This window comes from Corallococcus sp. AB032C (genome assembly GCF_003668935.1).
In the GTDB taxonomy this organism is placed as follows: Bacteria; Myxococcota; Myxococcia; order Myxococcales; family Myxococcaceae; genus Corallococcus; species Corallococcus exiguus.
In genome coordinates this window covers 159,241-184,429 of the sequence record NZ_RAWP01000002.1, presented here as the reverse complement: position 1 = coordinate 184,429, position 25,189 = coordinate 159,241, and the positions used below count along the sequence as shown (strand labels likewise).

20 protein-coding genes and 1 pseudogene are annotated in these 25,189 nt (G+C 67.6%); 6 read left to right on the top strand and 15 right to left on the bottom strand.

Going from position 1 to position 25,189, the window contains the following annotated elements:
- Window positions 1-1,461: a glutamate synthase subunit beta gene (locus tag D7X99_RS01640; protein ID WP_121776140.1), complete on the top strand. Its 1,461-nt coding sequence runs from the start codon at window positions 1-3 to the stop codon at window positions 1,459-1,461.
- Between the two features lie 13 nt (window positions 1,462-1,474).
- Here the strand turns inward: D7X99_RS01640 and D7X99_RS01635 are convergent, their stop codons facing one another.
- From D7X99_RS01635 to D7X99_RS42180, 9 genes are all read right to left on the bottom strand, one after another.
- Window positions 1,475-3,661, bottom strand: a complete 2,187-nt coding sequence (locus tag D7X99_RS01635; RefSeq protein ID WP_233613036.1) for a hypothetical protein — start codon at window positions 3,659-3,661, stop codon at window positions 1,475-1,477.
- Between the two features lie 229 nt (window positions 3,662-3,890).
- On the bottom strand, window positions 3,891-6,071 hold the full coding sequence (locus D7X99_RS01630; RefSeq protein WP_233613035.1) for a hypothetical protein: 2,181 nt from the start codon (window positions 6,069-6,071) through the stop codon (window positions 3,891-3,893).
- A gap of 290 nt (window positions 6,072-6,361) precedes the next feature.
- Window positions 6,362-7,756 (bottom strand): ammonium transporter, encoded by a 1,395-nt coding sequence (locus D7X99_RS01625; RefSeq protein ID WP_120574394.1) that lies wholly within the window; start codon window positions 7,754-7,756, stop codon window positions 6,362-6,364.
- Window positions 7,757-7,939: 183 nt separating this feature from the next.
- Window positions 7,940-8,323: a hypothetical protein gene (locus D7X99_RS01620; RefSeq protein WP_120574393.1), complete on the bottom strand. Its 384-nt coding sequence runs from the start codon at window positions 8,321-8,323 to the stop codon at window positions 7,940-7,942.
- Between the two features lie 16 nt (window positions 8,324-8,339).
- Complete coding sequence (locus D7X99_RS01615; RefSeq protein WP_120574392.1) at window positions 8,340-8,855, bottom strand: hypothetical protein; 516 nt, start codon at window positions 8,853-8,855, stop codon at window positions 8,340-8,342.
- Window positions 8,856-8,966: 111 nt separating this feature from the next.
- The gene (locus D7X99_RS42615; protein WP_158624253.1) at window positions 8,967-9,134 is read right to left on the bottom strand and encodes a hypothetical protein; all 168 of its coding nucleotides are present in this window, start codon (window positions 9,132-9,134) and stop codon (window positions 8,967-8,969) included.
- Between the two features lie 425 nt (window positions 9,135-9,559).
- Window positions 9,560-10,207, bottom strand: coding sequence for a hypothetical protein (locus D7X99_RS42190; RefSeq protein ID WP_147451946.1), 648 nt, complete (start codon window positions 10,205-10,207; stop codon window positions 9,560-9,562).
- Window positions 10,208-10,280: 73 nt separating this feature from the next.
- Window positions 10,281-10,613, bottom strand: coding sequence for a hypothetical protein (locus D7X99_RS42185; RefSeq protein ID WP_147475992.1), 333 nt, complete (start codon window positions 10,611-10,613; stop codon window positions 10,281-10,283).
- Between the two features lie 73 nt (window positions 10,614-10,686).
- Window positions 10,687-11,253 (bottom strand): hypothetical protein, encoded by a 567-nt coding sequence (locus D7X99_RS42180; RefSeq protein WP_147475991.1) that lies wholly within the window; start codon window positions 11,251-11,253, stop codon window positions 10,687-10,689.
- A gap of 430 nt (window positions 11,254-11,683) precedes the next feature.
- Here D7X99_RS42180 and D7X99_RS01610 point away from each other — a divergent pair.
- Window positions 11,684-13,016 (top strand): annotated as a pseudogene (locus tag D7X99_RS01610) (IS4 family transposase).
- Between the two features lie 18 nt (window positions 13,017-13,034).
- Here the strand turns inward: D7X99_RS01610 and D7X99_RS42175 are convergent.
- The gene (locus D7X99_RS42175) at window positions 13,035-13,790 is read right to left on the bottom strand and encodes a hypothetical protein (RefSeq protein ID WP_147475990.1); all 756 of its coding nucleotides are present in this window, start codon (window positions 13,788-13,790) and stop codon (window positions 13,035-13,037) included.
- 64 nt (window positions 13,791-13,854) lie between these two features.
- Entirely contained in the window at window positions 13,855-18,198 is a 4,344-nt protein-coding gene (locus D7X99_RS01605; protein WP_171805184.1) for a DEAD/DEAH box helicase, read from the bottom strand.
- A 236-nt stretch (window positions 18,199-18,434) separates the two neighbouring features.
- Between D7X99_RS01605 and D7X99_RS01600 the strand changes: the two genes are divergently transcribed.
- Together D7X99_RS01600 and D7X99_RS01595 are read left to right on the top strand one after the other, a co-directional pair.
- Complete coding sequence (locus D7X99_RS01600; protein ID WP_158624251.1) at window positions 18,435-18,593, top strand: DUF1778 domain-containing protein; 159 nt, start codon at window positions 18,435-18,437, stop codon at window positions 18,591-18,593.
- Window positions 18,594-18,609: 16 nt separating this feature from the next.
- Complete coding sequence (locus D7X99_RS01595) at window positions 18,610-19,347, top strand: double-CXXCG motif protein (RefSeq protein ID WP_158626895.1); 738 nt, start codon at window positions 18,610-18,612, stop codon at window positions 19,345-19,347.
- Here D7X99_RS01595 and D7X99_RS01590 read toward each other — a convergent pair.
- Entirely contained in the window at window positions 19,341-19,526 is a 186-nt protein-coding gene (locus D7X99_RS01590; RefSeq protein WP_199756312.1) for a hypothetical protein, read from the bottom strand. The two genes, D7X99_RS01595 and D7X99_RS01590, sit on opposite strands and share 7 nt — an antisense overlap.
- Before the next feature lie 27 nt (window positions 19,527-19,553).
- Here D7X99_RS01590 and D7X99_RS01585 point away from each other — a divergent pair, with 27 nt between their 5' ends.
- Entirely contained in the window at window positions 19,554-20,807 is a 1,254-nt protein-coding gene (locus D7X99_RS01585; protein WP_121776135.1) for a hypothetical protein, read from the top strand.
- 14 nt (window positions 20,808-20,821) lie between these two features.
- On the opposite strand, the gene D7X99_RS01580 is transcribed toward D7X99_RS01585, so the two are convergent.
- The gene (locus D7X99_RS01580; RefSeq protein ID WP_147475989.1) at window positions 20,822-21,820 is read right to left on the bottom strand and encodes a zf-TFIIB domain-containing protein; all 999 of its coding nucleotides are present in this window, start codon (window positions 21,818-21,820) and stop codon (window positions 20,822-20,824) included.
- Window positions 21,821-21,988: 168 nt separating this feature from the next.
- On the opposite strand from D7X99_RS01580, the gene D7X99_RS01575 reads away from it, so the two are divergent.
- Window positions 21,989-22,924, top strand: a complete 936-nt coding sequence (locus D7X99_RS01575) for a pirin family protein (RefSeq protein ID WP_120593383.1) — start codon at window positions 21,989-21,991, stop codon at window positions 22,922-22,924.
- Here D7X99_RS01575 and D7X99_RS01570 read toward each other — a convergent pair.
- Window positions 22,915-23,523 carry a DUF2378 family protein gene (locus D7X99_RS01570; RefSeq protein WP_121776134.1) on the bottom strand — a complete coding sequence of 203 codons (609 nt, stop codon included), beginning with the start codon at window positions 23,521-23,523 and terminating at the stop codon, window positions 22,915-22,917. The genes D7X99_RS01575 and D7X99_RS01570 overlap by 10 nt on opposite strands.
- Before the next feature lie 83 nt (window positions 23,524-23,606).
- A complete protein-coding gene (locus tag D7X99_RS01565) occupies window positions 23,607-25,067 on the bottom strand; it encodes an ATP-binding protein (protein WP_121776133.1) in 1,461 nt (486 codons plus the stop codon).
- Between the last annotated feature and the right edge of the window lie 122 nt (window positions 25,068-25,189).

Below are 25,189 nucleotides of genomic sequence, written 5' to 3'. Positions count from 1 at the left end.
ATGGGCAAGCCCACGGGTTTCATGGAGTGGCAGCGCGTCCACGCACCCAAGCGGGACAAGGTGGAGCGCCTGGAGGATTGGCGCGAGCTGCACCTGCCGCTGGCGGCGGACGAGGCGAAGCGGCAGGCGGGGCGCTGCATGGACTGTGGCATCCCCTTCTGCCACCAGGGGTGTCCCCTGGGGAACCTCATCCCTGACTTCAACGACGCGGTGTACCGGGGCCAGTGGAAGGAGGCGTACCAGGTGCTCAGCCGCACCAACACCTTCCCGGAGTTCACCGGACGGCTGTGCCCCGCGCCGTGCGAGGCCGCGTGCGTGCTGGCCATCGACCGGGACGCGGTCACCATCGAGCAGATGGAGAAGGAGATCTCCGAGCGCGCCTTCGCGGAAGGCTGGGTGAAGGCCCGGCCCCCGGCGCGGCGCACGGGCAAGCGCGTGGCGGTGGTGGGCTCCGGGCCCGCGGGCCTGGCGGCGGCGGCGCAACTGAACGCGGCCGGGCACAGCGTGACGGTGTACGAGAAGGACAGCCGCGCCGGAGGCCTGCTGCGCTACGGCATCCCGGACTTCAAGCTGGAGAAGGCGGTGCTGGACCGCCGGCTCGCGTTGATGGAGGCGGAGGGCATCGTCTTCCGCACGGGCGAGGACGTGGCCGTCACGCCGGGCTGGCGCGCGCTGCGCGAGCAGTACGACGGCGTGGTGCTGGCCCTGGGCGCGCGCAAGGCCCGCGAGCTGGACGTGCCGGGCCGCGAGCTGTCCGGCGTGCTGCAGGCCATGGACTACCTGGAGCACCAGAACCGCGTGGTCACGGCGGGAGCGCCGCAGGACGCGCGGCTGGAGGCCCAGGGCAAGCGGGTCATCATCCTGGGCGGCGGCGACACGGGCTCGGACTGCCTGGGCACGGCGCTGCGCCAGGGCGCGGCGAGCGTGATGCAGGTGGAGCTGCTCCCCGCGCCGCCGCAGTTGCGCGCGAAGGAGAACCCGTGGCCGCGCTGGCCGCTGGTGTTCCGCACCTCATCCAGCCAGGAGGAGGGCGGCGAGCGCGCCTTCGCGATGATGACGAAGCGGCTGGAGGGCGAGGACGGCCAGCTGAAGCGCCTGCACGCGGTGCGCGTGGAGATGCAGCGCGAGCCGAACGGCGCACTGAAGCTGGTGGAGGTGCCGGGCTCCGAGGAGGTGTTCGAGGTGGACCTGCTCGTGCTCGCCATGGGCTTCACCGGCCCGAACACGGACCGGCTGGCGGAGGAGCTGGGCGTGACGCTGTCCCCGCGCGGCACGGTGCAGGTGGACGCGAAGTTCTCCACCTCCGCGCCGGGCGTGTATTGCGCGGGCGACGCCAGCCGGGGCGCGAGCCTCATCGTCTGGGCGCTCGCGGACGGACGTGAGGCGGCGCGCGCGCTGGACACCTGGCTGTCCGGCACCGCCTCCGTGCTGCCCACGCGCGGCCAGGACTGCGCGTTCTAGGCGCCGCGTTCCGTCAGTGGACGCGGGCCGCGGGTGGCTGGAGGAAGTCGAGCGGCAACTCCCGCGGCTGCGTCCTGAAGCCGGGACGCAGCTCCAGCAGCTGCTTCACCACGCCGATGTCACGGATGGGGCCCACCGTGAGCGCTGGCGCTGGCGCCCCGGGGGGCACGTCCAGGGGCACGCTCCCGGCGAGCGCCTGCATCCGGGACAGGAAGCCCAGGTCCAGGTCGATGAACCATCCGCACGTGGTGCAGCTGGCCAGCTCCTGCAGCCGCTGATGCCGGCGCAGCAGGTCCGCGAACGGCCACGACGCCACGGCGGCCCCGAACTGGGCATCCGGCACGGTGAACATGAAGCCCGAGCCCCCGCCCGTCAGGAACTTGGACAGCCGCGCCGGGATGCCCGACGTGGGGCTGACGTGCACGAAGGCCAGATTGTCCGTGCCGGAGAAGTCGTTCGTGCCCGTGTCCTTGAAGTGACAGCCATTGCACGTGTTGACGGAGAACTCCTTCCGCGCGCAGACCTCCGTGGCGTCCGAGGGCACCACGCTGAAGCCCTCCCAGTGGGTGGGCGGCGCCACCAGCGAGTTGGCGCCCAGGAACGGTCTGCCATTGAGGGTGCGAGGCACCGTGAAGTGCGCGGTGCACCGGGTGGGGACAGTCACCGGCTGCTCGACGCCGTTCTTGACCTGCGTGCGGACGAAGGTGTCGATGTCCGGATCCGTCTGGGAATCATGGGTCGCGTCATCGGGAGTCAGTGCCATCGTGTGGACGCGCAGGGGCCCGTTGGAGGGTTTGTCCTTGCCGGTGACGGGGTGCTCGTCCGCCAGCCGGAACTCCCGCATCTCCCACGGAAACGCCAGGGCGACCTCGTTGGTGCGAATCTGGTTGAGCGCGTTCGCGTTGCCCTTCCCCGGAGCCCGTCCCCGCAGGACGACGCTCTGGGTCATCTGGGTGAGCTGCGCCTTGTAGGCCACGTTGAAGGACGTGAACGTCCCCAGCAGCGCCCACTGCCGTGCCCAGGCGACGACCGGCGCGCACCCCTCGCCGGGCACGCCGTATTCGAAGATGACGGTGAAGGGCTTGAGGTTGCAGGTCGCCTCCGTTCCACCGCCCCAGGGAGAGGGGCGCGTCAGCCCGAAGATGAAGCGCAGTTCGCCCGGGTCGGTCGGCTTGTCGTCGGAGTCCCGGGTGCCGGCCAGGTCGATGCGGTTGACGATGGCCAGCAGCCGGAAGGGCGCGATGTCCAGGTCCAGCGGCTTGCTCAGCACCACCTCCCAGCGGCCCGTGGAGGCGTTCTGCTGGAGGGCCGAGGTCGCGCCGCTGGCGGCGGCCCAGGGGGCAATCACTTCGTCATACATCTTGCGGCGCGCGGGCACCGTGTCGCCGTTGGATTGGAAGTCATTGAGCCAGAGCGACAGCCAGTTCAGCACGAAGGCCTCCGGCCGCGCGCCGGACCCCTGGGCCATCTCCCGCATGAGGTGCGCGAAGGTCCACACGCCTCCCTTCGTCCCCGCGCCGGTGCAAGGGTCCCACGTGCGCGCCGGGTCGAGCACCACGGCCGGGTCGCGGATCATCTGCGTCCGCTCCCACTGCGGCTGGGTGGAGGTCGGCACCAGCGGACAGTTCGTGACCGGCGTCTGCGCGCCCCACCTGAAGGCCTGCGCGTCCACGGGGAGCCCCTCGTAGCGGGCGACCGGGTGGCGACCGTTGAACAGGATGGACTCCCGGGTGGTCGGCCCAAGCTCGCCCGAGGCCAGGCGGCGCTCGTTCTCCTGGCGCCGCTCCAGCTCCGAGTCCGGGAGCCGCGCGAAGAGCGTGAAGAAGTCCGGACCGGGGCTCGAGGGAATCGCGCCCAGCCGCGCCAGCGTGTCGGAGTGGAACAGGACCGTGGGCCGCGCCGGGTCTCCCACCACGCGCACCAGGCTGTCCGAGAGGAGCCGGTTGGCCGGGGGCGGCAGCTTCACGTGCACGGCCGTCGTCTCCCCCAGGGGCGTGGGCTGCTCCAGCCTCTGGGCGAAGGTCCTGGCGACGGACAGACCCGGCACGAGCGGTAGTTCCCCCAGGCTCGTGCTGCTCCCCCGCGACTCCTCCGCGGCGTCCTGCCGCGAAGGCTCCTGCGCCGGATCCTTCGCACAGCCGCTGACCGCCAGCACGGCCCCCACCACGACGATTCTCAATTCCTCGCACTTCCGAAACATGCACTCCCCCCGGCAAAGCCAGCGCTTGCCTTGAATGGCTGGCATTGACTCAACGCCGCCGGAGCGAAAGTGCGTGCACGGACGTCCACCCCGTGACGGATCGAAGTCAGGCCCGGACAGGGTGCTGCCCGCGCGAGTGATCAGCGGGGGCCGCGCCCATTCCCTTCCCGACAGGCTCACGGCCTCGCGGGGTCCACACGCTTGGAGGCCCAACGCATCACGGAGCCCGTCAGTGGACGCGGGCCGCGGGAGGCTCGAGGAAGTCGAGCGGCAGCTCCCGCGGCCGCATCCTGAAGCCAGGGCGCAGCTCCAGCAGCCGCTTCACCACGTCGACGTCGCGGATGGGGCCCACCGTGAGCGTCGACGCGGGTGAGCCGGGCGCCAGGTCCAGGGGCACGCTCCCGGCGATCGCCTCCATCCGGTTCAGGTAGCCCGCGTCCAGGTCGATGAACCATCCGCAGGTGGAGCAATGGGCCAGCTCCTGGAGCCGCTGGTGGCGGCGCAGCAGGTCCGCGAACGGCCACGACGTCACCTGCGCTCCGAACTGGGCATCCGGCACGACGAACATGAAGCCGTCGCCCCCACCCGTCAGGAACTTGGACTGCCGGGCCGGGATGCCCGACGTGGGACTGACGTGCGTGAAGGCCAGGTTGTCCGTGCCGGAGAAGTCGTTGGTGCCCGTGTCCTTGAAGTGACAGCCATTGCACGTGTTGCTGGAGAACTCCTTCCGCGCGCAGACCTCCGTGGCGCGGGTGGATACCGCGGAGAGGGCCTCCCAGTGGGTGGGCGGCGCCACCAGCGCGTTGGCCCCCAGGAAGGGCACGCCGTTGATGCCGTGAGGCACCGCGAAGCGGGCGGTGCAGTGGGTGGGGACGGTCACCGGCTGCTCGACGCCGTTCTTGACGTGCGTGCGCACGAAGAAGTCCACGTCGGGGTCCGTACGGAAGTCGTGGGTCGCGTCGTCGGGGGTCAGCGCCATCGTGTGGACGCGCAACAGCCCGTTGGAGGGGATGTCCTTGCCGGTGCCGGGGTGCTCGTCCGCCAGGTGGAATTCCCTCAGCTCCCACGGAAACGCCAGGGCCACTTCATTGGTGCGCAGCTGGTTGAGCGCGCTCCGGTTGCCCTTCCCAGGCGCGCGCCCATGCCGGACGACGCTCTCCGTCATCCGCTGCAGCCGCGACCGGTAGGCCTCGTTGAAGGTCGGGTACATCCCCAACCCCACCCACTGCCGCGCCCAACCGGTGATGGCCCGGCACCCCTCGCCCGGCACGCCGTATTCGAAGATGGTGGTGAAGGGTTTGAGGTTGCACGTCGCCTCCGTTCCACCTCCCCAGGGCGAGGGGCGCGTCAGCCCGAAGATGAACCGCAGCTCGCCCGGGTTGGATGACCGGCCGGAGTATTCCGAGCCGCCCGCCAGGTCGATGCGGTTGACGATGGCCAGCAGCCGGAAGGGCGCGATGTCCAGGTCCAGCGGCTGGCGCAGCACCACTTCCCAGAGGCCCGTGCCGGCGTTGAACTCGAGGGATGAGGACGCGCCGCTGGCGGCGGCCCAGGGGGCAATCACTTCGTCATACATCTTGCGGCGCGCGGGCACCGTGTCGCCGTTGGCCTGGAAGTCATTGAGCCAGAGCGACAGCCATTCGAGCACGAAGTCCTCCGGGCTCACGCCGGAGCCCTGGGCCATCTCCCGCATGAGGTGCGCGAAGGTCCACACGCCTCCCTTCGTCCCCGCGCCGGTGCAAGGGTCCCACGTGCGCGCCGGGTCGAGCACCACGGCCGGGTCGCGGATCATCTGCGTCCGCTCCCACCAGTCCTCGGTGGAAGCGGGTACCCAGGGACAACTCGTCTGGGGTACGAGCGCGCCCTGTGCGAAGGCGTTGGCGTCCATGGGGAGCCCCTCGTAACGGGCAGCCGGGTGGCGACCGTTGAACAGGACGGTCTCCCGGGTGGGCATCCCGAACTCGCCCGAGGCCAGCCGCCGCTCGCTCTCTTCGCGGCGCTCCACCTCCGGCTCCGGGAGCCGCGCGAAGAGGGTGAAGAACTCGGGGCCTGGGCTCGCCGGAATCACCCCGAGCCGGGCCAGGGTGTCGGAGCGAAAGAGGACGGTGGGCCCTGACGAATCACCGACCACGCGCACGAGGCTGCTCGCGAGCCCGCGATTGGCGGGGGGCGGCAGCTTCACGTGCACCGCCGTCGTCTCTCCCAGGGACGTGGGCTTTCCCAGCTTCTGGGCGAAGACCTTCGCGACGGACAGGCCCGGCACGACGGGCAGTTCCCCCAGGCTCGTGGTGCCTCCCGGCCCGGCCCGCACGCCCGCCGGGGCCTCCCGCACCGGCGGGGCCTGCGCGGATGCGGGCTCCTTCGAGCAACCCCACACCGCGAGCACGACTCCCAGGACAACGATTCTCAATTCATTGCACTTCCTCGACATGCGCTCCCCCACGGCGAAGCCAGCCCCGTCATTCGATGACGGGCCTTGTCTCAACGCCGTAGGTGCCCATGCATGAACGGACGTCCGGTGCATGGCAGGTCGCAGTCAGGCCCCGGACAGGGCGCTGCCCGCGCGAATGATCCGCGAGGACGCCACCCGACAGGCTCACGGCCTCGCGGGGTCCGCACGATTGGAGGCCCAAAGCATCACGGGGCCCACCCGCGTGAAGCGAGGGGCCCCGTGTGCACCGGCGTCGGTGGGGAAGAACGCTACGCGGGCACGGGCTCCGACGGAGCGGCGTGCTCCGGGGCGGTGGACGCGCTCGCGGCGGGCGCAGGCGGCGTAGGGACGGCGAGCGCCGCGGTGGGGACCTCGCCCACGGTCTCTCCGTGCTGGCTCAGGTCGAGGCCCTCCTCCTCCTGCTCGCGGGTGACGCGCAGCGGGACGATGCGGTCGACGATCTTGTACAGGATGTAGGAACCCACGAAGGAGAAGACGGAGACGACGACCAGCGCCAGCAGGTGCATGAGGAAGGTGCGCGTGGTGCCGTAGATGAGGCCCACGTCCTTGGCGAGCACGCCGGTGAGCACCATGCCCACGATGCCGCCCAGGCCGTGGCAGGGGAACACGTCGAGCGTGTCATCCAGCGCGGTGCGGCTCTTGAAGTGGACGGCGGCGTTGCTGACGAGGCTGGCGACCAGGCCCACCAGGATGCTCTGCCCCACGGTGATGAAGCCCGCGGCGGGGGTGACGGCGACCAGGCCCACCACCGCGCCCACGCAGGCGCCCATGGCGCTGGGCTTGCGGCCACGCAGCCAGTCGAAGGCGATCCACCCGAGCATCGCGGCGGCGGAGGCCGTGTTGGTGGTGGCGAAGGCGAGCGTTGCCAGGGACGACGCGGACAGCGCGGAGCCCGCGTTGAAGCCGAACCAGCCGAACCACAGCATGCCCGTGCCGAGCATCACGAAGGGCACATTGGCGGGAGCATGCGTGGCGTGCGTCAGGTGCACCTGGCGGCGGCCCAGCACGATGGCGCCCGCGAGCGCGGCGAGGCCCGCGGACATGTGCACCACGGTGCCACCGGCGAAGTCGAGCACGCCCCACTGGCGCAGGAAGCCCTCCGGGTGCCACGTCCAGTGGGCGAGCGGCGCGTAGATGAAGACGCTGAAGAGCACCATGAAGAGCAGGTACGCCTTGAAGCGCACGCGCTCCGCGAACGCGCCGGTGATGAGCGCCGGGGTGATGATGGCGAACTTGAGCTGGAAGAGCGCGAAGAGGAGCAGCGGCACGGTGGGCGCAAGGTCCGGATGCGTCTCGCCGCCCACGCCGCTGAACATGAAGAAGGTGCGCGGATCACCGATGAGACCGTGGAAGCTGTCGCCGAAGCAAAGGCTGAAGCCCACCACGACCCACAGCAAGCTGATGACGGCCATGGCGATGAAGCTCTGCATCAGGGTGGAGACCACGTTCTTCAGCCGCACCATGCCGCCGTAGAAGAACGACAGGCCGGGAGTCATCAGCAGCACCAGCGCCGTGGCGGTGAGCAGCCACGCGGTGTCCGCCGGGTTGATGGGGCCGCCCTGCTTCACCTGCGCCGCCGGGGCCACCAGCAGTCCCGCCACCGCCACCGCCACCAGCAGGACCATCGCCATCCACTTCTGCATCGCCGCACCTCTCCAGAGAGCTGACGCGATGCATTGTGGGTTCTGTCCGGGCTAGTTTCAAGCCGATGGAGGCTAAAATTCAGCGAATTAAGTCTAAATTTCGATTATCCAGACCCAGCGCACAACATTTCAGCAGCAACCACCAGGGCGGGAGCCTGGTCGCTACCTCCTGTCCAACGTGGGTCAGTCCTCGGAGTCGTCAGTGCCGAGTTCTTCTGGCAGTGGGTTGTTCATCAGGGTGAGCCGCCCTGGGAGTCGGACCACCAGGAAGCCTTTGCCGTCGATGCGAAGCTGCACGCCATCTTCAGCATCCCCGCTTTTGAGCCAAGACTCTGCTTCGGCCCGTGTTGCGAAGTCCCGTTCAACCTTGATCTTGAAATCGGGATCGAGACGTTCCCGATAGTAGTGCGCGAACTCCTTCAGCTTCCCGAGATGCTGAACATAAAGCAGGCAGAACGCCGCCGCTTCGAAGGCGTTCCAATCTCGAGTTCCCCGTGTGTGGTGTTGGCTCGCGGCATCAAGGACCTCAAGGATGCCTCGTACATCGATTTCTGGGACCTCACTCACGGCATCCCCCTTTCGCTCAGATAGGGCTCAATACAAGTAGACCCGCGGGTACCACCACGAGCGTGAACGCGACGCCTGCGACAATGACAACGGCTCCCAAGGCCACTTCGGACTTGTGCTCCCTCAGCCATTCCAGCGCTGCAGGCATGTTGGGAAATCGCAAGTCCCGCCTGACATCCATACGTTCCAGTGCCTCCTGCTCCTCGACGCACTTCATGAACTCCTCACGGCATGTCTTCGTGCAGTACTCATGGTGCGTCGCTGAATGCTTCGGGATGCTGGTGACAGGGGGCTTCCGTCTCCAGCACGTCTGGAAGCACTGCTTCTGGACCTCCGCACAGTAGGCCTCCGCCCCAGAGCCGCCCGTGCCAGGCCCTTCCGCCGTTCCGACGCCTCGCGCATCCTCGGAGACGACATAGGTCTTCCGCTCGGGACGTTGGGTGTGTCCACAAGCAGTAGCCATCATCACCGTGAGGACGAAGAAAGCCCCGGCATGAGAACCGGGGCTTCCGTGCCGGACGCTGGGGTTCATGGGAGTCACTCCACCCCTGCCCCCCAACCGCCTTCAAGCCGCGACGGACCTCTGTCCTGCGCAGGTCAGTTCACCTGCGCGAGCGGCCCATCGACTTCCGCGTCCTGGCTGCTACCTCCTGTCCAGGATGCGGCCCTGCCCGTCGATCGCGTAGATGACGCCTCCATCCAGGATGGGCTCGTTCAAGCCACAGCGCGCCGGTTGCAGAGAGAACCACACGAAGAACAGGTCTTCTCCCGATTGAAGGACATGGGTGTCGGAGGAGCGGAGCCTCTTCATCCTGAGTCCTCTCGGGCAAGGCGACGGCAACCAAGACCGTCACTCGAACAAGCCAAGGCTGAAGTCCCCCGCTGTTCCGGAAGCATCCCCGATGGGGATCCACCTTCCACCTCCCAGCGCCGACGCGACCCATTCCGAGGCCCCTAGAAGAGGAGCAACTCGCGCTCCCAGATCCGTCCGGACTTGTCCACGAAGCGGGCGGAGCCCCACGGCGACCAATCCAGCTCGTGGTTCGCACCCATGTCCTCGCGGGAGAACTCCCAGCTGTAGGGATGCGGATGCGCGGGCCAAGGCGGATACAACATCAAACCGCGTGTGACCGCGTCCAACGCCGGGGGCAGCTCAAACCCATAACAATACCACTCACATCTACGCGATTCCTTCGCTCTCCTGAGCAACAACCACAACAGGCCTTCAATCCAATATCATTTTCCACTCACCGGCGGCGCCAGGATGTACTCAGGACATGATCCAGACGTACTCCTCTCCGACACACTACGACCAACACACATGTATTCACAAACAGGCATTTCACCGTCCACCTTTTTCTTCACGCCATAACGCACACACTGCTCAGAATGACGTAGCAAATAGGCGCTTCGAATCATCTGCCTGCGAACCGCCTCATCGGTCTCTCTCTTTACGGCATCGTCCAGCGATTCAGCAGCGACAGGATCCTGGCTCAACAGGAGATCGTGCACCAACCGTGACCGTGCCCCAGGATAACTCTCCATTTCCAATCGCCTCACAAGCGCCCAGACCATCTTCCCGGGAGCCAGCGTCCCTATGAAATACACAGCCTGACCTGCGATAAAAGAATCCGCCGTCGCTTCAAAGGCCACCCACTCAAGGAAGGCCAAGGCCTTTTGGTTGCCACTCGCAGAAACACAGCGAAGCGCCATGTCAGCCGCACGATACTCTTCATCCCTGGCGGGACGCAGGTTCTTCTTCAACGCATCTACACAAACGTCATAAGCCTCACCAGGGTTCCTCCCAATGAATTCTTCAACGGGATCAGGCTGCCCAGGGCTCAGGACTGGCTCATGGCTTCGCATTCCTTCCTTCTCAACCATCACCTCAAACTCACGCCGTACGCGCCCCTCCAAGCATGAAACAACCAAAAGAGCCAGGGCAGCAAAAACAATCCTACTGATATTTCGAAACAAACCCCACCCCCTTCCAACGGTCTACGAAATTAAACTCAAACAGCGACACATCATAAGGACCTGGGGCCGCTCTGTCTCGCACATCGTACATCAAAGACTCCCGCACTTGGGCATGTCCCCTGTCATATTTCGGAGCAACCACGATCGAATCAATCTGCGCCTGAGGAGTGTTGCCGCTCAACCCAAAGTGGTGGCCAATCTCGTGAGCCAAGACCTGACCACGGACTTCATCCGGCACTTCAGGTTCTTGCGCACTGCCATCCCTGCTCCTGTTTGCCCCAACCAAGAGGAGCACCCCCATCGGGGTAGTCATGCCAAGCTGATTCCGAATATTCATTGCCCTGCGTCGATAATAAACTTCAATATAATCACGAACAGGACTCCGGTCATAATCCCCTACAATACCACAATACGTCCAACTCTTCCGGCAAGACATCGGCCAATCCGGGTTGATTCTCCTTGGACTTCGAAGTTATCGGAAATGAACTGCTCTCCGATCTTGGCGATTGTGACTCCTGGGTGACCATCTCGATTTTTATACAAGCCTGCATCCAAATCTTGGATGCCATGGCCACATCGGCCGGAATCTTGGCGGGATCAATTGCGTAGGTGCTTGGAGCATTCTCATCGCTTGCCAGCACCCGGGGATTCACCTTGGCTGTCACAATATCAACTGCCGGAACATCGATCCGCAGCCTAGCTGCGTCCGACACAATCTCATGCTCTGGCAGCGCAACAATCATCCCAACGAGATTTCCCTTCGTCGGCGCGGAGACCTGGACTCGAACGCCGCGACTTCCATTCACAAACCGAGAGTCATGTCTGTTGGCAGGGGGAAGATGACTGGTGTCATCAAATCTCCAAGCAAGTTGCGATTCAAAACCATCCACACCTGCGACCTCGAATGTCGACACCTGCGAATCACCATGACACAGCACCGAGGGGTTGATCACCCTGGGCGGGAATCCATCCGAGCGAATGTATTTAAAGGTCAAGGGCTCAATGTCCACTGAGGTGTCGACCGAGGGACCTGACTGCTGAGTGATCACTATCTTCGAGGACGAAGTCACCAAGAGGGTCGCAGGATCATTGTCCTTGGGACCAACCCCAGTCTGACGGGAGACTCTGCTTCCGCTTTGAATCAAGTCCGCACACATCAAGGCCCTGAGAGCCACCCCTCTAAACATCTTCGGCATCTGCTGGTTGCGAGGGGAGGAAGGCATGCTGGCTGGCAAGCAGGTGTGCGCTGCAAGGGACTGCTCAATCGGCACACCCTGGCCCCTGTGCGGACGATAGCCCCTTGGCCACTGTTGAGCTGGGGGTTCAACCGTCATGTTCGAAGCCATCGTGGAGCACTTCCTTACCCAGAGTCCACTCACCGTCATGGCCCGGGTGGTACTGGAGCGCGTCTGTGACGCGGCGTGGGTCGATGCGGCGTTTCATGAGCACCGGTGCCGACAGTATGAGCGCGAGTTGCTGTTCTCCGATGTCGTCGACCGCATGAGCTTGGTGGTGCTGGGCATGCTCCCCTCGCTGCATGCGGCGGCGCAGCGGCATCGCCTGCCCGTCTCGGTGCAAGCGCTCTACAAGAAGGTGAACCGGACCGAGCCGGCGGTCCTCAGGGCGCTGATGCGTGGCGCGTACGCTCGGCTGGCTCCGGTGCGTTGCGCGATGGGCTCGGGGGACGCGGTTTGCGAAGGGATGGCTGTCCGCATCGTGGACGGCAACGATTTGCCGGCGAGGGACAAGCGCCTCGCGGCGTTGCGCGGCCTCCGGGGCGCCGCGACGCCGGGCCCAGTCCCTCGTGCTTTACGACCCGGACCTGGACCTGGTGGCCGACGTGCTGCCCTGGGAGGACGCGCATGACCATGAGCGCTCGCTGCTGAAGCATCTGCTGCCGCAAGTCGAGCCAGGCCACCTCTGGGTGGCGGACCGGGGTTTCAGCACGCGCTCGATTCTGCAGGCCTTCGCCGCGCGCGACGCCTTCCTGCTGGTGCGGGAGCATGCTCGCAATCCCTCGCCGACCGAGGGGCGCCCGCGACGCAAGGTGGGGCGAATCGAGACGGGCACGGTATTCGAGCAGTCGGTGTCCATTCCAGACGGAGCCAGTGGCGTGCTGCGGTTGCGGCGAATCGAGATTGAGCTCGACACTCGGACCGAGGACGGCGAAACCGTCATCCGGCTGCTGACGAACGTCCCAGCGGGCCGCAAGGCAGCCACCACCCTCGCCCGGCTGTACCGTACGCGCTGGCGGATTGAATGCCTTTTTGGCCGCCTGGAGTCTGTCCTTGAGAGCGAGGTGCGAAGCCTTGGCTCACTCCGGGGCGCCCTGCTTGGATTCTGCGTCGCACTGGTAGCCTACGGCGTGTTGGCTCTTCTGCAGGCGGCGGTGCGGACCGCGCATCCGGTGTGCCGGGAGAAACCCATCTCCCCTTTCTACATCGCGGCCGAACTGCGCGAGTACTACGGCGGAATGAAGGCCGCCCTCCCGGAGGAAGTCTGGGTGCCCTACGAAAGCCAGACATCGGCGCAACTGGCCCGGACGCTGGTGGAAATGACAGGGCACGTCGACCCGATGACGCTTCTCAAGCATCCTCGCGGACCGAAGCCAAGGAGGCAGAATGGCTACGCGCCAGGCAGTGAGGTGCGCCGGCAGGTCGCGACGTCACGCGTCCTCGCTGCCGGCACTGTCGACTACGTCAAGCAGGATGTTTAGAGGGGTGGCTCTTACGAGTCACTCATCCTGATTTGGAATGGTACTGGGACAACCCGATTCCATAACCCGCTCCCGGGACCGAATCGCGCCTGCGCACCTATAGACGCACCCCCACCTACCGGTTACCTCCCTGAACTTCTCGCTATACACCCTGCAAACACCGGGCTCCCCCAACAAAGCAATTGCCTTATCAACATGCCTCGCGGTTTTGGCGTCTGATATCCCAGGCCGGATGTCCTTCAGATAGGGAACCGCCTCGGAGGATGCCAGCTTGATCAAATCATCAACAGTCGAGAACTGATCCTTCGGGTCCTGTCTCTGCCGCAAGCGTTCAACGAGAATTCCTACCCTCTCATTGCTCGGCGAAACCTCGATCAGTGCATCCAGGGCGGACCTCGAAAGCTCAAAACCAACCTTGTCACTAGAGGCCAGCCCCTTGAGCAACTCCCGAGAATATCCCTTCCTCAGGAGCACCAATCCATCCACGGCAGCCTCAATCAAAGACGGGTTACCACCATCCCCCGACTTCGCAGCATCCGCGACAAGCTTCTCAAAAAGAGGCGCCGCATCCTCACCATGCCTCTTCAAAAAGGTTTGAAAGCCTTGATCGCCCTTCCTTTCTTCATTCACCAGCGCCATTTGATCAGCCAGAACGGCACGCTCCAACTCTGACTGCAATCGCAACTGCTCCACAGCGCCCTCCTGCTTACAGGCGCTCATCATCACAACCATCAACAGCGGACTACAAAGAGCGTACACGACCGACTTTCTCAACAAATTCGGCCTCCTGCTTGGAAACGTCCACGCTTTTCGAATCTGGCCCTGTTCTGAAGTAGAGTCAGTTCACCTGCGCGAGCGAACCATCAACTTCCGCGTCCTCGTTCTCCGACGCGTCCTCCACCGCGTCGACTCCCTGCGGAATCCCATCCACGTAGGTGACGACGTTGTTCGGCAGCGCGGCCACGCGCGGGCCCGGCGTCACCACGCCCGTGAGGTTCAGCGGATCCACTCCGGACAGCTGGATGCGCACGCCGGACGGAGGCGCGCGCCGCACTGCTCGCGCCATGTCCACCGCTTCTGGCAGCGCGAACTGCTCACCCACGAAGCCCGAGACGAAGCGCCCACCGCGCAGCTCGCCTCGCGCTTCCATGCGCCGGTAGACGAACAGCAGGTCGCGCCACGTGGGCGCCAGCGACTCGCGCATCACCAGGTCGCGCCAGACGATGCCGTAGCGCTGGAGGAACAGCTTCGCCAGCGACTCCGTCACCTCCTCCTGCGACTTCGGCTCCGCTGGCGCCAGCAGGCTCCAGCGGCCCGGACCGCCCCGGTTGAGCAGCTTCTGCCGCTTGCGGTGCGCCGGGCTCTGCAGGATGCGCAGGTTCTGCACCGCGTCCGCCGTCACGAGCCCCTTCGCCACCAGCTCCCACAGCGCGTCCTCCACCTCCGCCGGCAGCCGCCGCGCCCGTGTCACCAGGTCCTGGAAGAAGCACGCGCCCCGCCGCTCCAGCACGCCCACCACGTCCTTCGCCGCCGCGCTCAGGTCCGGCGGCGTCCACACGCCGCCGTCCGCCAGCACCGCGTGCGGACGCGCCGCCGCGAGCATCCACTCCAGGTCCTCGCGCACCGTGAACGTCAGCGGCGCGTTGCGCGTCGGGGAAGACCGCTTCGCCACCACCGGCTCCGGCGCCTCCACTGGCGCGCCCCGGCGCGGGCCCGCGGGCTTCGGCGGGTCCTTCAGCGTCACCCGCCCCCACGCCACCTCGCCCGCGTAGCACGCGCGCTCCATCAGGTCCGGCGTGTAGCCCCGCATGCGCACGGGCAACAGGAAGCGCTCCCACGCGGAGGCCGGCGCTTCGTACCCCTGCAGCAGCCGCACCGCCTTGAGCAATCCCGTGGAGCCTCGCAGCGCGTCCATGTCCTCCAGGTGGTGCCACCGGAAGAGGAAGCGCATGAAGTCCTGCGGGCTCAGCGGTTCAATCTCACGGCGCAGCCGTCCGACCGTCAGCCGGTGGATGCGCTGAAGCAGGCGCCGGTCGCACCACTCCAGCACCGGGCTTCCGTCCGCGTCCCGAGGCACCGGCACGTCATCCTGCGCGCGGAACTGGCCTCGCAGCACGCTGCCCTGGCTCTCCAGGTTGTGCAGCGCCAGGTTGATGTCATCCGGCTCCAACAGCGTCAGCCGCGCCAGCTCCGTCACCGTGGTGGGCCCCACCAACTCCATCCGCCCACGCACCACCTGGAGCACCGCCGCGTCGCGCTCCACCGGCCGGTCGTACTCCAGCACCGGCAACACCGGCTGCGTCTGCGCGTCCGGGAAGAGCGCTCGCACCGCGTTGCCTCGCTCCGCCGACACCAGGAACCGCCCGCCCTGCCGCTCCAGCCAGGCCACGCGCCCCTGCTTGAAGAGCCCTGTCTCCAGGCCTCGCGGCACCTCCGACGCTCGCACCAGCACCAGCTGCAACAGCGCGTCATGCAGCTCGTCCTCGTCGCGCATCGGCTGCGCGGCGTCCTCCACCACCTGCCGGATGGCGTTCGCGTCCAGCGCTCCGAACGCCGCCGCGTCCTCGGCCGGCATCGCGCGGCGCAGGGCCACGTTGCGCACGCGGCGCTCCTCGGCCGGCGCGTCGTCCAGGAAGGTGTAGGGCTGGCTGTTGATGAGCGCGTGCGCGAAGACGCTCGGCTCCGGGACGTCTCGCGCGACCAGTTGGATGCGCCCGTCCTTCATGCGCCGGAGCACCTCGCGCAGCCCGTCGATGTCCATCGCCTCGCGCAGACAGTCGTCCATCGTCTGCTTCACCAGCGGATGGTCCGGCAGCTCCACGTCCCCGCCGCCGTGGTTGTCCTGGCAGCCCACCTGCGCGGGGAACACCGCCGCCAGCAGGTCCTCGCTGCGCGCGCGCTGGAGGTTCGGCGCCACGCGCTTGCCCCCCATCATCCGGTGCAGCGTCAGCGCTCGCGACGCCACCCACCGGAAGCGCGTGCCGAAGATCGGCGCCTGGAGGATGGCCTGCACCAGCACCTCCTCCACGTTGTCCGGATGCAGGAAGTCGAAGATGTCCGCCAGCGGGAACGAGTGCTGCTCCCCCAGGCTCAGGAGGATGCCGTCCTCCGTGGCCGCCGCCTGCAGCTCGAAGTCGAACGAGCGGCAGAAGCGCTTGCGCAGCGCCATGCCCCACGCGCGGTTGATGCGGCTGCCGAACGGCGCGTGGATGATCAGCTGCATGCCTCCCGCCTCGTCGAAGAAGCGCTCGGCGACGATCTGCGTGTGGCTGGGCACCACATCGCCCAGCATCTTCTTGCCCAGCCGCAGGTAGCCCAGCAGCGCGTCCACCGCGGGCGGCGGCAAGCGAAGGAGCTTCTCCAGGAAGCCCGCTGGGTCGTCGTGGCGCAGCAGCTCTTCGCGCAGCCGGCCCACCTGGAGGCTCAGCTCGTCCGTGCGGCCCGGGGCCTCGCCTCGCCAGAAGGGCACATTGGGCGGCGCGCCCTTCGCGTCCTCCACCATCACCGTGCTGCCCATGACGCGCTGGATGCGCCACGCGGTGCTGCCCAACAGGAAGATGTCTCCCGGCGAGGACTCCACCGCGAAGTCCTCGTCCAGCGTGCCCACCACCTTGCCTTCCGGCTGCGCGGTGACGCTGAAGTTGAACGTGTCCGGGATGGCGCCACCGTTGGTGAGCGCGGTGATGCGCACGCCCCTGCGCCCCTTGAGTCGCTGGTTCACCCGGTCCCGGTGCAGGTGGATGCTGCCCCGGCCCCGGCGCTCGGAGACGCCTTCCGACAGCATCTCCAGCACCTGCTGGTACTCCTCCCAGGTGAGGTCCTGGTACGGGTATGCGCGCTGGAAGATGCTGAAGAGGGCGCGCTCGTCCCATTCCTCGCACGCGCACGCGGCGACGATCTGTTGCGCCAGCACGTCCAGTGGCTTCTTGGGGATGCGGACCGCGTCCAGGTCGCCCTCGCGCACGGCGTTGAGGAGCGCGACACATTCCACCAACTCGTCGCGCGTCATCGCGAAGAGGATGCCCTTGGAGATGCCCGCCTTGTGGTGGCCCGCGCGGCCCACGCGCTGGAGCAACACGGAGATGGCCTTGGTGGTGCCCAACTGCACGACGAGGTCCACGTTGCCCACGTCGATGCCCAGCTCCAGCGACGCGGTGGCGACCATCACGCGGAGCTGGCCGGCCTTGAGGCGCTCCTCGGCGGACAGGCGCATCTCGCGGGACATGCTGCCGTGGTGCGCGGCCACCGACTGCTGGCCCAGGCGTTCGCCCAGGTCGTGCGCCACGCGCTCGGACATCTTGCGCGTGTTGACGAAGATGAGCGTGGTGCGGTGCTCGCTGGAGAGCTGGATCAGCCGGTCATAGACCTGCCCCCACATCTCGTGGCTCGCGATGGAGGACAGCTCCGCGTCCGGAATCTCCACCTTGAGGTCCCACGGACGCTGGTGGCCGACCTCCACGCGCTTGCACTCGGTGAGGGACGCGCCGGTGAGGAAGCCGGAGATGGCGTCCAGCGGCTTCTGCGTGGCGGACAGGCCCAACAGCTGGGGGCGCACGTCGGTGAGGGCCTTGAGGCGCTCCATGGAAAGCGCGAAGTGGCTGCCGCGCTTGTCTCGGGCGAGCGCGTGGATTTCGTCCACGATGACCGTGCGCACGTGGCGCAGGGTGGCGCGGGCGCGCTCGGCGGTGAGGTAGAGGTAGAGGGACTCGGGCGTGGTGATGAGGATGTGCGGCGGGCGGCGCACCATCTGGGCGCGCTCGCCCGCGGGCGTGTCGCCGGTGCGCACCTGCACGCGCAACTGCTGCGGTTCGTAGCCCTCCTCGCGCGCCAGGGTCATCAGCTCCTCCAGCGGCTGGAGGAGGTTCTTCTGCACGTCGTTGCCCAGGGCCTTCAAGGGCGACACGTAGAGGACGCGCGTGTGGTCGGGCAGCGTGCTGTCGAGCGCCATGCGAAACAGCGAGTCCAGCGCCGCGAGGAACGCCGTGAGCGTCTTGCCGCTGCCCGTGGGCGCGGCGATGAGCACGTCGTGGCCGGCCTGGATGAGCGGCCAGCCTTCAACCTGCGGACGGGTGGGTTCACCCAGGCGTGAGGCGAACCAGCGCCGCACCACCGGGTGGAAGGCGGCGAGCGCCGGATGGGCCGCGAACTCCGACGTGAAGGCGAGGGCGATTTGAGGGGACATGGCGGGCTCCCAGAGGGCCAGCCTGAACACAGGTACAGCGCGTCGTCAACGGACGGAGGGTGCCGCCGTCGGTCCCCAAGTCAGGGGATGTCGGAGGGCCCGCGTATCCCCCTGAACCTTCGGAGGATTCGTCTCCCAGCAGGACGCAGGGTAATCAGGCGGGCGGGCTTCGTGTCGTCGCCGGACACCACCCCCGTCAGAGCCGCTCCGTCACAGTCATGGACCCAAAACATCCGATGCTTGCAGAGGACGACTCGCCCTCCATCTGGAACGAACGCGAGGAAGTCCGCGTGGTGCTGCCTGACAGTGATTTCGATCGGCTCGTGGATGCGTTGGAGAAGCCAGCGAAGCCTCTGCCCCGGCTGCTGGAGCTCGCGCGCAAGAAGGCCCGCTGACGTTCTGGAAGGACAGATGCGCTTCTACCAACTCCAACGTCCGGCCCCTTCCACTCCGAGACACTGGAACGGCAGCCTGTCCGCCGAGCACGTCTGGAGCCTGCCCGGGGTGGAGTGCCCCACCTGCCATGAGACCTGGAGTGGTCAGTTCGCGCTTCCCAGCGTCGATCTGTCTTCGTTACCCGGACGCGACCTGCTGGTGGAGCCGCGTGTCGAACCCCACGCGGAATACGCGCGCCTCGCGTCCCGCGTGCAGCCGTTCCTCCCAACTGGAGTGTCCCCGGAACCCGGCATGCAGTTCGGTCCGCTTCGTGGCACGGCACACGGAACCTTCGGACCTTTGAGCGCGCGCTACGGGTGGGAGGCGCTGGTCACGCAGGAAGCATTGCGACACCTCCAGGCCGTGGGGATCCGGGGGCTCGCTCCCGTGCGCGCGGAGCTACAGGGACTCGATGCCGGGGTCGTGCTGTACGAGTTGGAGATTCCCTTGCGCGGGCTTCTGCACCGGGACGCGGTCCTGACCGGCCCCAGGTGCCCGACCTGCGGATGGTACGAGGTGCGAATCTCGCCCGAACCCTGGCTGGATGGAGCTGCCCTCCCTCACGACGTGGACCTCTTCCGCCCCGCGAACGGAACCACGTACACCTTCGTCACCGAACGCTTCGTCGAGGCACTCGAAGCCTTGGGCCCATCGGACGTGACGTTTCGCGAAGCCGGTGTCGTGCCGGCATCCCGCACGGGTTCGGTTCACTGAGCGCAGCGCCGGACCGCCCAGGCCAATCCGTCCGGCCTTCCTCCGACATCGATGTGGCCCGTGACCTCCAACGTCTTGAGGTCGATGACGGCGACGTCGTTGTCAGGCGTGCACGACACGGACGCCGGGTGCCCCCACCCGGAGCCCAGGCCTCCCTCCAGACGGGGGGGCTGTGCCAAGGAATGTGGCGCGGTAGCCTCGTTCGGATGACCCGAGTCTTCTTCTCCGACCTGGAGACACACTCGCCCAGCGGGCGCTTCACCCTGACGGCCCGCTCGCCCCACAACGGGGCGATCCTCCGCCGCGGCGGGCGGAAGGCTTCCTGGTGGTGGGGCAGGCGCACCGCGTTCCAGAACGAGTTCCGCTTCCAGTTGCTCGAACACATCCCCGGGAGCGCCGAGCCTCGCCTTGTCTGGGAGCGGTGGCAGAAATGGAACGAGAGCAGTCCGCACCAACTGTTCGTATCGGACACGGGCTGGTCCATCCTCCGGACCCACGGCCCTCAGCTCATCGCCGTGTCTCCCTCGGGACGCGACGTGCTTCGGGTGGACATCCTCGGTCCCAGGGAAGGGAAGGTGGGACGCAATGCGTGGCAGGCCGACCACGCCACGTACACGACCGCGGGGCTGTTCTGGTCGAAGCATGCGTGGCCCTACTTCTTCCGCGACGCCGAGACGGACTTCTTCATCTGGCGGACGCACAGAGGGCAGCGGCTGGTGCTCGACCTCACCCACGCGGCCATCCTCCCGGAGGCGGATGTCCGGGCTCGCGAATGGGATGCCGCGGAGCAGCGCGATGCGTCCGCGCTGCTGGCGATGCTGACGGAGCAACTCCAGGAGGTTCAAGCGCTCCTGTCGAAGTCATCCACTGCTCCGCAGAAGGAAGTCCCCAGCGAGTTGCGGAAGCACCTCGACAGGGTGGTGGGCGCCGTCGTGCTGGTGGGAGCACACCGCATCCACGCGTGCCTGCCACTCCTCCAGCAGTGGGAATCCGTGGAGGATTGGAGCAGCGTCTCGCGCAGCTCCGTGTTCCGCGAGGCGTCCCTGGAGGAGCAGGCCTTCCGCCCCATCGTCCAGCAGTCCCTCCGGCGGCTGGGGGTCCAGCCCCGGGGCTTCGCGGCCTATTCCTTCCTCGACGCGAAGCATGAACGGTACGCGATCCCAGAGTGCCTGCCGGACCGGCGCGAGCGGGCAGCGACCCTGGAGAAGACGATGTCGGCATGGGAAGTCCTCCAACGGGTGGGAGCACCGGACCTCATCCATCACGGGACCGAGCTCTCCGACGACGTGGAGCGCGCGTTCGAGCACTGGGAATACGACTTCCAGGCCGACGGCCAGTGGACGACGCTTCAGTTGCGCTGGGAGCTGAACTCGCGCCCGCCCTTCATCGCCGAGCTCCAGGAACGCCCTTCCTCCTGGCTCCAGTCGAACGCGCGCGAGCAGGCACTGCTGGAGCGCTAGGCTGGAGCCACGGCTCACCTCAGCCAGACATCGCAGTGCGGACAGCGGTCCAGCGACAGGGTGGGCGATCCGTCCGAATCCGTGTTGTCGAAGTCCTGCAGGTTGTTCCCGCATCCCGGACACAGCAGGTGGAAATACCTGCTGACCATGGAGGTCAGGCTGGCGCAGATGAAGCCCGCCGCGAAGGGGACCCCCGCCAGGTCCCACCCGTCCGGAGGAGGCGCGCGCCGCAGGAAGAGCCAGAGGCCCCCGCCCAGCAGCCCCACGACACCGCCCGCGAACACCACGGTGTTGTGCAGCGCCAACCGCCTGCTGAACTCCTCGCGGATCCTGACGAACCGCTGGGAGTCCAAGTCCCTCCGGGCGGACACAGTCAGCACCGTCCCCGTGGCGGGCGAGCTGTCCTGGACCGCTTCCCGCGCCGACGCCGCCAGCGCGCGGTGGTTCTCCGCCGTGGACTGGAGCGCGGAAGCGACCCCCGCGAGGTCCCGCAGGAGCTCCCGGATGGACTCTTCGGAGAGCGAGCCCCTTGGGGAGGCGATGAGCTCCTGCCCCTGGAGCTGGAACGGAGCACCGCGAGCCTGGAGCTGGCGCAGCGCATCGCGGACGACGGGTTCGCCCAACAGGCGGATGACCGCCGCTGGATTCGCGCCCCGGATGAGGAACGCCGCATCCAGCGCGGGCTGGCCCACCTGGATGTCCCGTTCCTTCGAGGCCCCGCGCCAACGCAGCCCCCACCCCTGGGGGAGCAGCGCGAAGTCCTGAGGCAGCTTCACCCCCAGCGTGAGACGAAGCCGTGAGGCTCCCGTGCGCAACAGGGACACCTCCACCGGATGGCCCCGGTAGCGCCCCGCCAGCAGCACGCGCGTGGACGACGGGAACGGTGACAGCTCCAGGATGGGGCCCAGTGCCCGCCAGCGACGCCGGGCCCATGCGCGGCGCCACGCCCGGAGCGTCAGGGGTGTCAGCGCCAGTACGGTCGCGACGGCAAGCCCGAGGAACCCAGGGGACATTATGAGGCCCAGGCTAAACGCGGATCCAACACGGAGAAAGCACGGCGTCCAACGGTGCCTCCCCACCCCGGTCCGAGTGAAGCGTCCGAGCGCGGAACGTCCAGGAGAAAGTGGCCGCGAGGGACGGGAACCCAGGCAGACTGTGCCCCCTCGAAAAGGAGAGACACCATGAGCTGGGAAGAAGACCTGCAGGGCCGTGAGCCCCCGCCCTCCCTGGAGACGCTCATCGTCCCGCGCGTGCGCGACCTGGGCGACGGCTTCCACGTGCGCCGCGCCCTGCCCTCCGCGCGCCGCCGCATGGTCGGCCCCTTCATCTTCCTGGACCAGATGGGCCCCGCGGACTTCGACCCCGGCCGAGGCCTGGACGTGCGCCCCCATCCGCACATCGGCCTGTCCACCGTCACCTATCTCTTCGAGGGCGAAATCCTCCACCGCGACTCGCTGGGCTTCGTGCAGCCCATCCGCCCCGGCGCCGTGAACTGGATGACCGCCGGCCAGGGCATCGCCCACTCCGAGCGCACCGGCCCCGAAACCCGCTCCGCCGGTGGCCGCCTCTTCGGCATCCAGGCGTGGATCGCCCTCCCCAAGCAGCACGAGGAGGTCGCCCCCGCCTTCGTCCACCACCCCGCGGACACGCTCCCCATCATCGACGGCGAGGGCATCCACCTGACCGTCATCGCGGGCCAGGTGCATGGCGGCAAGTCCCCCGTGCGCGCCCACTCCGACCTCTTCTACGCGGACGCGAAGATGGAGGCGGGCTCCCGCTTGAAGCTCTCCGCCGAATACGAGGAGCGAGGCCTCTACCTCGTCGAGGGCACCGTGGAGGTGGAGGGCACGCGCTTCCAGCCCGGCGAACTGCTCGTGTTCAAGCCGGGCAGCGAAATCATCCTCAAGGCGGAGTCCTCCGCGCGGATGATGCTCCTGGGCGGCGAGCCCATGGACGGCCCGCGCTACCTCTTCTGGAACTTCGTGTCGTCCTCCAAGGACCGCCTGGAGGCCGCCAAGGCGGACTGGAAGGAAGGCCGCTTCGCCGCCGTGCCCACGGAGACGGAGTTCATCCCCCTGCCTCCGGATGATCCGCCGGCGCCCGTGCGCTACCCGTAGAGCCGGCGCACCGGCGCGAGCGTGCCCGCGGGCCGCTGCGACTTCGCCTGCGACCACGTCAGCCGGTACGTCGCCGCCGTCCCGTCGAAGGCGATGGGCTTCACCTCGGGTGAGCCCGCGCCCGACGCGCGCAGCGTCTCCGCCAGGAAGCCGCAGGCGAAGAAGGGGTTGTCCGCCAGCACGTCCTTCACCCACAGGGTGGCGTCCTGCTTGGACAACTCCTCCACCCGCACCTCGTTGAAGTTGTTGCCCGCGCGCAGGTTGTACGGCACGCGCTCCAGCGTCTTCTGCGGACCCAGGTGCGTGACCAGCTGCATGCTCGCCCGCCCCACGGACGTCTGCTGGAAGCCCTTCAGGTAGCGGGCACCCAGCTCCAGGTAGGCCGACTCCAGGGTCTGGCCGGGGAAGACGTCCCGCGCGGCCACGTCCAGGAAGGCGCGCCACTGCTCCAGCGAGTAGTGGGGGCGCAGCGGCTCGGACAGGTTCAGGCCCGCGGCCTTCAGCTTCTGGCGCCCGTCACGCGTCAGGTACGGCCCCAACGCACGCACGAAGAGGGCTTCCACGCTCTGGGCGAAGATTTGCTTTTCGGATGGGGCCATGCCCCCAGGGTGGGGGCGCCCCTGCGCATCCGGAAGGGTCACCGCAACGCTTCCGTCCACGAGTCGTCAAACCCGTAGGATTTTCAGCCTCGCGGCAGACGCACCGTGAAGGTCGTCCCCTGGGCCTCGGTGGAGGTCACCTTCACGGTGCCTCCGTGGGAGCGGACAATCTGGCCGGCGATGTAGAGCCCCAGGCCCAGCCCTCCGGCCGCGCCACGCTCCCGGTCGCTGCGGCCGGCACGGCGCCACGCGGCGAAGAGGTGCGGCACCTGCTCCGCCGGAATGGGTGCTCCCAGGTTGTGCACCCGCAGCACGGCCTCGCCGTTCAGGCCCTCCGCGCTCACGCGCACGGGTGAGTCCGGCGGGCTGAACTTGAGCGCGTTGGACACCAGGTTGCCCACCACCTGCTCCAGCCGGTCCGCGTCCCACGCGCCGCGCCCGTCACCCTGAACGTCCAGCAACACCTCGCGCTGGGGCTGGCTGGCGCGTGCTTCCTCCACCGCGCCGCGCACCACGTCGAACAGGTCGCACCGCGAGCGCACCACCGGCAGCCCCGCGCCCAGCCGCGCCCGCGCGAAGTCCAGCAGCTGGCGGATCATCCGATCCATGCGCACGGCGCTGGTGAGGATGCGCTCGGTGAAGACGCGCTGGCGGTCGGACAGCTCTCCCTGGCGCTGGAGCTGCTGCGCGGACATGGACAGCGCGTTGAGCGGGTTGCGCAGGTCGTGGCCCAGGATGCCGATGAACTGCTCGCGGAAGTCCTCCGCGTTGCGCAGCTCCGTGACGTCCTGCCCGGTGGCGATGACGGCCTCCACCGCGCCCGTGGGTCCGGTGGCCGGGGACATCGTGTACTCGAAGTGCCGCGGGCCCTGGTCCGAGGACAGGCTGACGCGGCCGCGCTGCACCTGGCCCGTGCGCCGCGCCGCGTCCAGCGCCTTCGCGTAGGGCTCCAGCTGCGGATCCATCACGCGAATCGCGTCCATGCTCCTGCCCGGCACGTGCACGTGATGCGAGCCACGCGACGCGGCCACGGCCTGGTTCGCGTAGATGAGCGTCCCGTCGCCGTCATAGAGCGCGATGGGGTCCGCCGCCGCGGCCATGGCCAGCTCCAGGAGGCGGCGCTGCTGCTGCACCTGGTCGGAGAGGACGCGCACCTCTCGCTCGGCGCGGCGCAGGCGCAGGAGCGCGTGCACCTGGGCCACCAGCTCCTCTGGATCCACCGGCGCCACCAGGTACGCATCCGCGCCGTGCTCCAGCCCCTGCGCCCGGTCCGCGGCGCCCACCGCCTGCGCGGACAGGTGCAGCACCAGCGCGCTGCGAGTGCGCGGGGAGGCCTTCAGGCGCCGGCACACCTCCAGGCCGCTCATGTCCGGCAGGCGGACGTCCAGGATGACCAGGTCGGTGTGCTCGTCCGCGAGCGCCAGCGTCTCGACGCCCGTGCCCGCCTCCAGGACCTGGAAACCCGAAAGGGACAGCACGCGAGACGTGACGTAACGGCTGGCCAGGTCGTCGTTGACGTTGAGGATGGTGGGCGAGGAAGGCATGCAGGCGGATGAAACCGTGGCCCTTCTTCGTAATGGCTGCCCCTGGATGCGCCAAGTGTTGCACGTGGGAAAATGTCTTCTCCGACGGAACAGCCAGGGGAACGGGCGTCCGCCGCCGCTCG